This is a genomic window from Candidatus Eisenbacteria bacterium, from assembly GCA_016867495.1.
Classification (GTDB): Bacteria; Eisenbacteria; RBG-16-71-46; order CAIMUX01; family VGJL01; genus VGJL01.
Map to the genome: position 1 here is coordinate 1 of VGJL01000098.1, position 9,787 is coordinate 9,787.

At 70.6% G+C, this 9,787-nt stretch carries 9 protein-coding genes and 1 tRNA gene; 6 read left to right on the forward strand and 4 right to left on the reverse strand.

Annotated elements, in window-relative coordinates; genetic code table 11:
* The coding region (locus FJY88_09325; protein ID MBM3287531.1) for a ferrous iron transport protein B at positions 1-311 on the reverse strand (311 nt) is incomplete at its 3' end.
* A 246-nt stretch (positions 312-557) separates the two neighbouring features.
* Here FJY88_09325 and murQ point away from each other — a divergent pair.
* The 6 genes from murQ to FJY88_09355 all read left to right on the forward strand — a co-directional run bounded on the left by murQ (position 558) and on the right by FJY88_09355 (position 6,468).
* Positions 558-1,589 (forward strand): N-acetylmuramic acid 6-phosphate etherase, encoded by a 1,032-nt coding sequence (gene murQ, locus FJY88_09330; GenBank protein MBM3287532.1) that lies wholly within the window; start codon positions 558-560, stop codon positions 1,587-1,589.
* Positions 1,590-1,629: 40 nt separating this feature from the next.
* Positions 1,630-2,247 carry a hypothetical protein gene (locus FJY88_09335; protein ID MBM3287533.1) on the forward strand — a complete coding sequence of 206 codons (618 nt, stop codon included), beginning with the start codon at positions 1,630-1,632 and terminating at the stop codon, positions 2,245-2,247.
* A 2-nt stretch (positions 2,248-2,249) separates the two neighbouring features.
* Positions 2,250-3,548 carry an anhydro-N-acetylmuramic acid kinase gene (locus FJY88_09340; protein ID MBM3287534.1) on the forward strand — a complete coding sequence of 433 codons (1,299 nt, stop codon included), beginning with the start codon at positions 2,250-2,252 and terminating at the stop codon, positions 3,546-3,548.
* Between the two features lie 3 nt (positions 3,549-3,551).
* Positions 3,552-4,811 (forward strand): SpoIID/LytB domain-containing protein, encoded by a 1,260-nt coding sequence (locus FJY88_09345; protein MBM3287535.1) that lies wholly within the window; start codon positions 3,552-3,554, stop codon positions 4,809-4,811.
* Positions 4,812-4,844: 33 nt separating this feature from the next.
* A complete protein-coding gene (locus tag FJY88_09350; protein ID MBM3287536.1) occupies positions 4,845-6,326 on the forward strand; it encodes a glycoside hydrolase family 3 protein in 1,482 nt (493 codons plus the stop codon).
* A gap of 64 nt (positions 6,327-6,390) precedes the next feature.
* A tRNA-Asp gene (locus tag FJY88_09355) sits at positions 6,391-6,468 on the forward strand.
* A gap of 17 nt (positions 6,469-6,485) precedes the next feature.
* On the opposite strand, the gene FJY88_09360 is transcribed toward FJY88_09355, so the two are convergent.
* From FJY88_09360 to FJY88_09370, 3 genes are read right to left on the reverse strand one after another with little or no spacing between them, the layout of a single operon-like run.
* Positions 6,486-7,943 (reverse strand): hypothetical protein, encoded by a 1,458-nt coding sequence (locus tag FJY88_09360; GenBank protein ID MBM3287537.1) that lies wholly within the window; start codon positions 7,941-7,943, stop codon positions 6,486-6,488.
* The gene (locus FJY88_09365; protein ID MBM3287538.1) at positions 7,944-8,747 is read right to left on the reverse strand and encodes a hypothetical protein; all 804 of its coding nucleotides are present in this window, start codon (positions 8,745-8,747) and stop codon (positions 7,944-7,946) included.
* Entirely contained in the window at positions 8,744-9,631 is an 888-nt protein-coding gene (locus FJY88_09370; GenBank protein MBM3287539.1) for a methionine synthase I, cobalamin-binding domain-containing protein, read from the reverse strand. The genes FJY88_09365 and FJY88_09370 overlap by 4 nt, the downstream gene beginning before the upstream one ends.
* Positions 9,632-9,787: the final 156 nt, after the last annotated feature.

Sequence of the window (9,787 nt, forward strand, 5' to 3'; positions counted from 1 at the left end):
GCGTCGCCGACCTGCAGGATCGTTCCTTCCGTCTCGGCGAGGATGATGTCCCGGGTGACCCGCTCATCCTCCGACATCGGAATCAGGTGGTTCGTTCCCGGAGTGTCGATGACCTCCCCGCGCCCCTCCGGCCCGGCCTGCGTGCCGCGCGTCACCTCGATCGTCGTCCCGGGGTAGTTGGAGACATTGACGTAGCGTCCGGTCAGGGCGCCGAAGAGGACGCTCTTGCCGACATTGGGGTTCCCGACGAGCAGGAGCGCTCGCGCGTCGCCCGCTCGCGCTGCTCCTCGGTCTGTGGTGCGTGCCTGCATCGATTGGTCCAGATGTCCCCGTTCCGACCGCGTTTCAGCGAACAGAGGAGCGTACGCGGCCGCCATCCGCAAGTCAAACCAGGCGGCGGGCGATGGTGGCGGGCGATGGTGGCGGGCGAGAGCGACGCGCGCCGCCTCGGAGCAAGCGTTGCTCCTTTCCTCGCTTCTCCGGAGCTGCTAGCCTCGACCTCCCGGCGGATTCGATCTCCATGACGCGTCTGCCGGCCCCGAACTCCGGAGGATCCGATGCCCAGGAAGAGCAGAGTCAGCGTCTGGCGGCAGCTCGCGGGTCTGCAGACCGAGGCGAGCCATCCGAGGACGAGGGATCTCGATCTCCTCGATGAGGAACGGATGGCGCGCCTGATCCACGGCGAGGACCTGCAGGCCTTCAAGGCGGTCGACGCCGCGCTTCCCCGGATCGCGAAGGCCGCCGGCCTCGCGGCGCGCGCCCTCGCCTCGGGCGGCAGGATCCTCTACGTGGGCGCGGGGACGAGCGGAAGGCTCGGGGTCCTCGACGCGGCCGAGTGCCCTCCGACCTTCGGGAGCCCGCAGAGCCGCGTGCGCGGAGTGATCGCGGGCGGCTCGCGGGCGCTCAGCCGTTCCATCGAGGGGGCGGAGGACCGCGCCGCGGAAGCCCGGCGCGAGATCGCCCGGTTGCGGTGCGGGCCGGGCGATCTGGTCATCGGGATCGCGGCCAGCCGCCGCACGCCCTTCGTTCTCGCCGCCGTGGATGAGGCGCGGCGCAAGGGGGCGCGAACGGTCTTCATCCACTGCAACCGGGCGGGACGAGAGGAGAAGGGGTGCGATGTCGTCATCCGTCTGCCGGTCGGGCCGGAAGTCCTGACCGGCTCGACGCGCATGAAGTCGGGCACGGCGCAGAAGATGACCCTGAACCTCATCTCGACCATCGCGTGGGTCCGCCAGGGGAAGGCCTTCGGGAACCTGATGGTCGATCTTCAGGCGCGGAGCGAGAAGCTCAGAGCGCGCGGCCTGCGCCTTGTGGTCTCGACGACGGGGCTCTCGCGCCCCTCGGCCTCCCGGCTGTTGCGGAGGGCGGGGGGGAGCGTCAAGCTCGCGATCTACATGGGCAGGACAGGAGCGGGCGCGGCCGAGGGGAAAGCCGCCCTCCGCGCGGCGGGGGGGATCCTGCGCGAGGCCCTGAGGAGGGCCGGCGCCCCGGCGGATCCGCACAGGCCGCACGCCGTCCCGTCCTTGCGAGGCCCCGGAGGGCGTGCTACCGTCCGCCGGGATCGTGGGCGTCGTGGCGCCGATCGATGAGGCGAAGAGACGAAGGGCGCCTGGGAATGGAGGAGAGGCGATGAGTAGGTTCGCGGTGGTCCTTCTGGCTTGCGTCCTTCCGCTCGCTGCGGGGCAGGTCGCCCGAGGGGGCGAGCGCGCTTCGTTCGATGTTGGCGGCGGGCTGCTCATGGGCGGGTACCTCGGCGATCTCCAGGACAACTGGAGTCCAGGGATGGGTGGATCCCTCTTCATCCAGGTGCCGTGGTGCTGCGACACGGAGGGGCGCCTTCGCGCCTCGATGCTCTGGAACGATGGCGCAACCCGGGGAGGGGTCGTTGGAGACGGGCCCGACCTCGGAGCGCTTGAGGGCGACACGCCTCGCTCCTTCAGACGGACGAGCTACGAGGCGACGCTCCTTTGGCGCGCCGAGTGCTGCCCCATCGGCGATGCCGGCGTTCCCTATCTCGGAGCCGGGATCGCCGCCTACGAGCGCGACATCGTCTATGACAACCCTTCCGGCCGGAACGAGGTGGGCGCCTGGAGCTGGGGAGGACACGGAGTCGCGGGGCTTCGCCTCTACAGGACCTCGGGGCTCTTCGTCGCTCTGGAAGGGACGCTCCACGCCTTCGACACGCCGAAGAAGTGGACGGTCGGCTATGACGCGGCCCTCCTCGTCGGAGTCCGTCTCGCCCCCTAGTCGTGGCGATCCGACAGCCGAAGATCCCCGACGGCGGCCTCTACATCGGGCTGAATTCGGGAACCTCCGCCGATCGGATCGACGCCTGCCTCGTCCGCGCGCCTTCCTCTCGGGCAGGCGGTGAGCGTCCCCTCCGAATCCGCCTGCTCGCGCGCGCATCGGCGGCGATTCCCGCTCCGCTCCGGGATCTGATCTATGCCGGCCCCGATCGAATGAGCGCGCGCGATCTCTGCGTCCTCGACGCCAGAATCGGTGAACGGTTCGGAGTCGCGGCGGCGCGCGTTCTCTCCATCTCGGGAGTCGAACCGTCAGACGTGCGGGCGATCGGCCTTCACGGCCAGACCGTTTGCCACCTGCCGGCCGCGAAGGGGGGTTCGTGCTCGCTGCAGATCGGCTCCCCCGAGCGCGTCGCCGCAATCGCCGGAATCGATGTCGTCAGCGACTTCCGGCAGGCCGACATCGCGGCGGGAGGCGAGGGCGCGCCGCTGAGCCCGGTTCTCGATCACGCCCTCTTCCGCGGCGGAGGGGGAGCGCTAGTCCTCAACATTGGAGGGATCGCCAACCTGACCGCGGTCCCCGCGTCGGGAGATCGGGAGCGGGTCGTCGGACTCGACGTCGGTCCCGGGAACATGCTCCTCGACGGCCTCGCGCGCCGCTGGAGCCGCGGCAGGCTTGGGCGGGACGAGGGAGGGGGCATGGCGCTTCGCGGGAGAGTCGATCCGACGCTGCTCGCGCGCGCTCTAGCCTACCGGCCGCTTCTAAGCCGCACGACGCGCTCCCTGGGAAGGGAAGAGTTCGGGGAGCCGTTCCTCGATCACTTCCTCGCGGGAGCGCTCCGGCCGCCGCGCGCGATCGAGAATCTTCTCGCCACGGCGGCGGCCGTGACGGCGGAGTGCGCCTGGAGAGCGGTCGCATCGACCGTTCTCCCTCGCGGCGGATCGTGGGGCCGCTCGCTCTGGGTCTGCGGGGGCGGACTGCGCAACGGGGCGATCCTCCGCGAACTGCGGGCGCGCTTCGAGCCGCGCAGCTTCGCTGTGCGACCGTTCGAGCGAGGCGGCGTCTCCGCGCGCGACCGCGAGTGCGTCCTCTTCGCCTTTCTCGCCCGGGAGTTTCTCGCCCGCAGGCCCGGCAACATCCCCTCCGTCACGGGAGCGACGCGCCCGGTCGTCTTGGGCAGCCTCTCGCCGCGCCCGGTCGTCTTGGGCAGCCTCTCGCCGCGTCCGGTCGTTCTGGGCAATCTCTCGTCGCGCCCGGAACCCGCCGGGGGCCACCGGCCGCCGCGCGCGAGGAAGGCGGGCTAGAGGATGCGGCTTCGCCCGGCCGTCCTCCTTCTGGCGCTCGCGCTCATGCCGGACATCGCCGGAGGCGCCCCGGAGGCCCGGACTCCGATCGTCAAGATCGGGATCGCGCCGGAGGTCTTCTCGGCTTCGATCCGATCCGCCGGCTCGTGGAGGATCGGGGCGCTGGGCGGCGGGAGGAGGATCGAGGAGGTCCCTCCCGGCGGATCCTGGCGCTTCGAGGCGGTCGGCGACCGTCTCCAGATCGAGGATCATCGCGGAGCCAGGCTTCCCGCAGGAGGCGACACGCTCTTTCTCTTTCCTTCCCCGGGAAGCGATCTCTGCCTCGAGATCGACGGCAAAGGATACCGCGGTGAGGCGATCGTCTACGCCGCGGGAGGGGGGCGGCTCTCGGTCGTCAATGTCATCGATCTGGAATCGTATCTGCGCGGCGTCCTTCCGGCCGAGATCGGCGATGGCGGCGCGAAGGGGTTCGAGGCGGTGAAGGCGCAGGCGGTCGCCGCGCGCTCCTACACGCTTGCGCATCTGAACCGGTGGCGCGCCCGCGGCTTCGATCTGCTTCCCACCGTCGAAGACCAGGTCTACCTAGGGATCGCCGGCGAGAGGAAAGCGACCGACCGCGCCCTGCGGGAGACGTGCGGTGTTCTCGCCCACCATGACGGCCACCCGATCGAGGCTTACTACAGCTCGACCTGCGGCGGAATGACGGCCTCGCTGGAGGATGTCTGGGGCCGCCCCCCGAGGCCCTACCTCAAGGCGCGGCGCGACGCCCGCCGGAAGGGGGAGGAGTCGTTCTGCGCGGCCTCGCGCTATTACCGCTGGAGCGAGGAGTGGGAAGGCGCGGATCTGGAGAGAATCCTGAAAGGGACACTCCCCGGAGCGACGGGAGAGAAGAACCCCCAGGGATGGGGACGGCTGAAGGAAATCGCGCTCGAGGACAAGTCGAGATCGTTCCGGGTCGCGGCGCTGCGCGTCCGATTCGAGAAGAAGAGCTTCACCCTGAAGGGAGACCGGGTCCGCTGGATCTTCCGCCGCGCCGGAGGTGGAGGCTTGCCCAGCGCCCTGATCTTCAAGATCGAAGTGCGCAAGTCGAAGGGACGGGTCGCGAAGGTCGTCTTCCACGGAGGCGGCTACGGCCACGGCGTCGGCCTCTGCCAGATGGGGGCCCTTGGGATGGCGGCCGAGGGCGCCGACTACAGACAGATCCTCCGCTTCTACTACCCCGGTGTCCGGCTGGCCCGGGCGTATCCGGAATGCCCGTGGTGATTCGGGACGCGGCCGGGCGGGTCGGCGGCTGAGATGGGGATCGAGGCCCCGCCGCGCGTCATCGTCTGCATGAGGGACGCGGAGCCCTCGCGGGAGCTGCTCGATGCCATACGCGGCGGGGGCGTTCTCGGCCTTCTCTGGTTTCGAGAAGCCTTCGCGGCCGGCGCGCGCGAGGCGACCGTCGCAGGCGCGGCGGCGAGGGTCGCGCGCCTTCGGGGCGAGTGGCCCGCGGGATCCAGCCCCGTCTTCGCCGTCGATGAGGAGGGCGGGCTGATCCAGCAGCTCAGCGGACTCATCGATGAAGGGGGCAGGAAGTGGGTCCGTCTTCCGAGCGCGCGGGCTCTGGGTCGCGCCGGAGACCGATCCGCGGCCTTCGCGCACGGCAGAGAAACCGGCAGGCGATTGCGCCGCGTCGGGTGCGATCTCGCGCTCGCTCCCGTCGTCGATCTCGACCCCGGGATCGAGAGTCCCGTCCTGGGGACGCGATGCTTCGGGAGCGATCCCGAGCTGGTCTCCGCCCTCGGTCTCGCGTGGCTCGAGGGGCTCGCGTCGGCCGGCGTGCGGGGATGTCTCAAGCACTTCCCGGGACACGGCGCGACGGCGGTCGATTCCCACGTCTCCCTTCCTCATGTCCCCGCCGGCGTCGATCTCTTCAGGCACGCGGTCCCCTACGCGTCGATCGCCTCCTCCTGGAAGAGCGCCTTGGGGCCCGCGCCCGCGGTCCTGACCGCGCACATCGTGTGCGGTGCCGGGGGGCTGCCCGCCACGCTGGACGAGGGAATCCTCGCCCGCGTCCCGAAGGGCCTGGGTCCGATCCTCACCGACTCCCTCGACATGGGAGCGCTCGGGGCTTGCGGCGATCTTGCCGCGCGCGCAACCACCTCCCTCCGCGCCGGTGCCGATCTTCTGCTCGTCGGAGTCGATCTCCGTGGGGGGCTCGCCCTCGCGAGATCGATCGAGCCTGTCCGATCGGAGCGCTTGCGCGCCTGGGCCCCGCTCGATCCTCTGCCTCCGATTCCGGAGCCGTGGCAGGAGGAGGAGATCGCGAAGCTCGCGGCCGCCGGCTTGCGGCTTACGAGCGGCGGAATCCTGCCGGAGGGGGAGTGGGACTGGATCCTCCCTGCGAGGTTCGGCCCATATGGCGAGATCGCGTCTCCGCCGCCATCGGAGACGACGGCGGCCCGCCGCGTCGCCCATCTGCTCCGCTATGACGCGGATGCCCCCGAGTCGCTGCTCACGGCGCTCCGGGCCGCATCCGCGCGTCCCGCCCTGGTCGGCGTTCTGCATCGCGGCCCGATCGCGGGTGGACTGCTCGGGCTCCTTCGTGAGAGGCGTTGGCGGCGAGAGCGGCCCGATCGGGGAGGCCTCGCCGCGCTCGCGCACCTCCTCGACGAAGGGCCGGAAGGGGGAGTCGAGGGGCTCTGGACGATCGAGACCTGCGGATTCGGGGAGATGGAGATGGCGGCGTTGCGCGAGGCGTGGGAGCGGGTTGGCCCGGCGGGATTTGACGATTGACACTCCCTCGCGGGGTTCGATAGCCTCTAGTTCGATCGATCGTCGCCACCGACGGAGATCTCGCGGGGTCGTAGTTCAGATTGGTTAGAACGCCGGCCTGTCAAGCCGGAGGTCGCGGGTTCGAGCCCCGTCGACCCCGCCATGTTTCTCGCAGCGCTCTCAAGTCGCGGGAAGGGATGACAACCCCGCGCGGCGCGCCTCCCCCAGCATGATCCGCTCGATGCCGCTCCCTCCGGCTCCGCCAAGAGGAGGATCCGCGGCCGCGGAGAGGCGCCTGGCCACTTCCTCACGCGCCCGCTCCGCGGACGAGATGCGTCCCTTCGCCTCCCAGTCCCCGTAGCCGTCCCGATCGATGAGAGAGGAGGCGACGGAGAGCTCCTCCTTCCAGAATCTTCGCGTGCTCTCGAGGGAGAGAGCCTCCCCGGCCTGCACGACCTCCCGGATCATCTCGACCGGATCCAGCGGGCGCCGATCGATTCCGCGGGCCAGGCGCAGCGCCATGCCGCAGGCGTCGTGATCGAGCAGGAGCTTCTCGGGCGACTGGGTCAGGAGGTAGTCGAGCATGCCGGGGCCGGAGACGACATTGATCCCCGCGAGCGCCGCGATGAGCGCGCCGATGCCGCTCTCCATCCCCGCCTGGTAGTCGGGAGTCTTGGCGTCCGAAAGGGCGAGGTAGCCGTGCGTGGGAAGGCCGATCCTCTTGCCGACCTCGGCGTAGGCCGCGGTCAACATCATCGTCTCGATGGCGCCCATCGGCGTCGTGCCGCGGCGCATGTCGAACGCGGCAGGAGCGCCTCCGTAGACGATCGGCGACCCGCGGCCGGCGAGCTGGTGGATCACGATTCCGGAGAGGTTCTCGGCGCAATGCTGCACGACCGCTTCTCGCAGGGTCACGGGCGCGGTCGCCCCGGCGAGGGGCATCGAGACCAGCTCCGCGGGCAGGCCTGCCCTCGCGCACTCGATCAGCGAATGGCAGGTGAGGTCGCTCCACTTGAGCGGAGGGCTCGGGCAGCAATCGAAGATCGCCAGGGGCCTCTCGGCGAGGGCCTTCTCGCCGCCCCGGATCGCGACGAGCATCTCCAGCATCGGAGCCATGCCGTCGCTGCGGAAGATCCCCGTCACGATCGGCTTCCTGGAGTGCCGGAGACTCAAGTAGAGGCGGTAGCGATCAGCGATCTCGACGGGGATGTCTCCCGGCGTGAGCGCCGTCGCCTGGGCCGCGTAGTGGGGGAGGCCCTCCACCAGTCGGATCATCTCGACGACATCCCGGCTTGTCGCGTCGCGCCGGGTCCAGGATCCCGCGTCGAGGATCTGGATGGCGGCCGAACCGGGATCGAAATGCACCTCGTCGTCGCCGAGCCGCATCGCCGGATTCCCGTCCCGGTCGTGGATCACGAATCGGCGCGGCGCGGAGGAGATCGCTTCCCTCACGAGCCGCTCGGGGATCCGGTGCCGTTCTCCGGCCCGCTCGGCCGAAGCCTCGTCCAAGAGCCGCCGCCCCTCTTCGTTCTCGACCGCGACACCGATCGTCTCGAGGACGCGGCAGGCCTCCTCGACGATCCGCGACGCTTCCGCCTCGGTCAGGAGCTCGAGCCTCGGCCGCGCGATTCTCTCCATCTAGGCCTCCGTCCTCTGGTTCCTCTCTCGTCCGTGCGCCTCTCTTCGCGTTTCTCTCCGGTAGCGGCAGGCGTCGAGACCGCATCGGGCGCATCCGGCCAGTCCCTCGAGGGGGCGCAAGTCCGCGCCGAGCCACATCGCGAAGGAGATCGACTTGCGCGGGACCATGAGCATCGACGGCAGGAGCTCGACACCCATCTCCCGGTGGGGCAACAGGCGAAAGAGGGAGGCCTGCGACGCGAGACTCCACTGCCCGTAGCCGGGGCTCACGCGGCAGGAAACCGGCTCCGCCCTCCGGGTGGCTTCGCCGCCATCGTCCGGCGCTTCCCCTTCGGCCGCGGGCGCTCCGGCGCGCGTTCCGGCGCGCGTCCCGGCGGGCGTCCCGGTGCGCGTTCCGGTGGGCGTTCCGGCGATGTCGCCCGCGGCGATGACCGCGCCCAGCCGGTCGGCGGCCTCCTCGACGGCCGCGCTGCCGGCCGCGTCCAGAGCAAGCGCCTTCATCGCTTCCCCCTCCCGCAAATAGCCGCCGACCCTCTCCTCGATTTCCGCGCCGATCGTGACGAGCCCGATCGCCAGGGAGGAGGCCGCGATGGGCGTGAGTCCGATGAGCGGCGCATCCTCCGACGAAATCAGACGGAAAGCGCCCCGCGCTCGCGAGAGGCTGCGGGCTTCGTCGATCAGGGAGGCGAGTAGCTCCTCCGTGTGTCCCGGGGGGGTTCTGTCCGGAGGATAGCCGATGAAGTGGAGCACCTCGTCCCGCCGGATGATGACCGGCAGCTCCAGGATCTCCGAGGGCGCGGTCAACGCGACTCCCTTCGCCCGAGCAGGCGGCCGAGCGCCTCGATGAAGCGCGGATCGGTGCCGCAGCAGCCGCCGAGGGCGGCGATTCCTTCGCCGGCGAGCGGCGCGAGATCGGCGGCGAACTCCTCCGGTCGCTGGTCGTAGACGAGATGGCCGTCTCTCACGCCGGGCTGGCCGGCATTCGGCTGGATGATGAGCGGATCGCCGATCGCCGCCCTCGCTTCCCGGGCAAGGTCGAGGATGTCGCGGCTCGCCAGCGCGCAGTTGGCGCCTACGGCCGCCGCCCCCATCTCAAGCATCTCGCTTAGCGCCGGTACGAGGGGGTCTCCCATGAGCGTGAAGAACCCGCGCTTCTTCCGGTCGAAGGAGAGGGAAGCGAACAGCGGAAGGCCGGGCGCGTTCTCGCTGAGGGCGCGAAGAGCGATTCTCGCCTCGCGCAGGTCTGTCATCGTCTCGATGTGAATCGCGTCGACCCCCGCGCGGGCGATGGCCCGACCTTGTCGGGCGAAGGCGGCGTGAATCATCTCGGGATCGGCGTCGCCGATCGGAGGCAGATAGACTCCGGTCGGACCGACATCGGCAATCACGAAGCGCGCCTGTGCGCTCTGGGCGAGGCGTCCGGCCGCGGCGTGGATCTCCTCGCATCGCTCGGCCAGACCGAAGAGCGCCAGGCGGATCGGGTTGGCCCCGAAGGTGCTCGTGTGGATCGCCTCGCTCCCGGCGCCGACGTAAGCCCGATGGACCGCGCTCACTTCCTCCGGCCTTTCGAGGGCCCATGCCTCGGGAGGCCGGCCGGCGGGAAGGCCGCGCGAGAGGAGCATGGTCCCGAAGGCGCCGTCGAGGAGAAGGGTGGGGCCGCGGCGCAGGCGGTCGACGATCGCGCTCACCCGAGGCGATCCTCGATCGGGCTCGCCAGAGGGCTCTTCGCCCCCGCTCACCCGAGGAGCCCCTCGGCCACGCGGACCGCCCTGTGGGCGTTCTCCGCGTGCGCCGCGCCGATCTCCGCGGCCCACGCGGGAGTCGTGGGGGCGCCGCCGATCAGG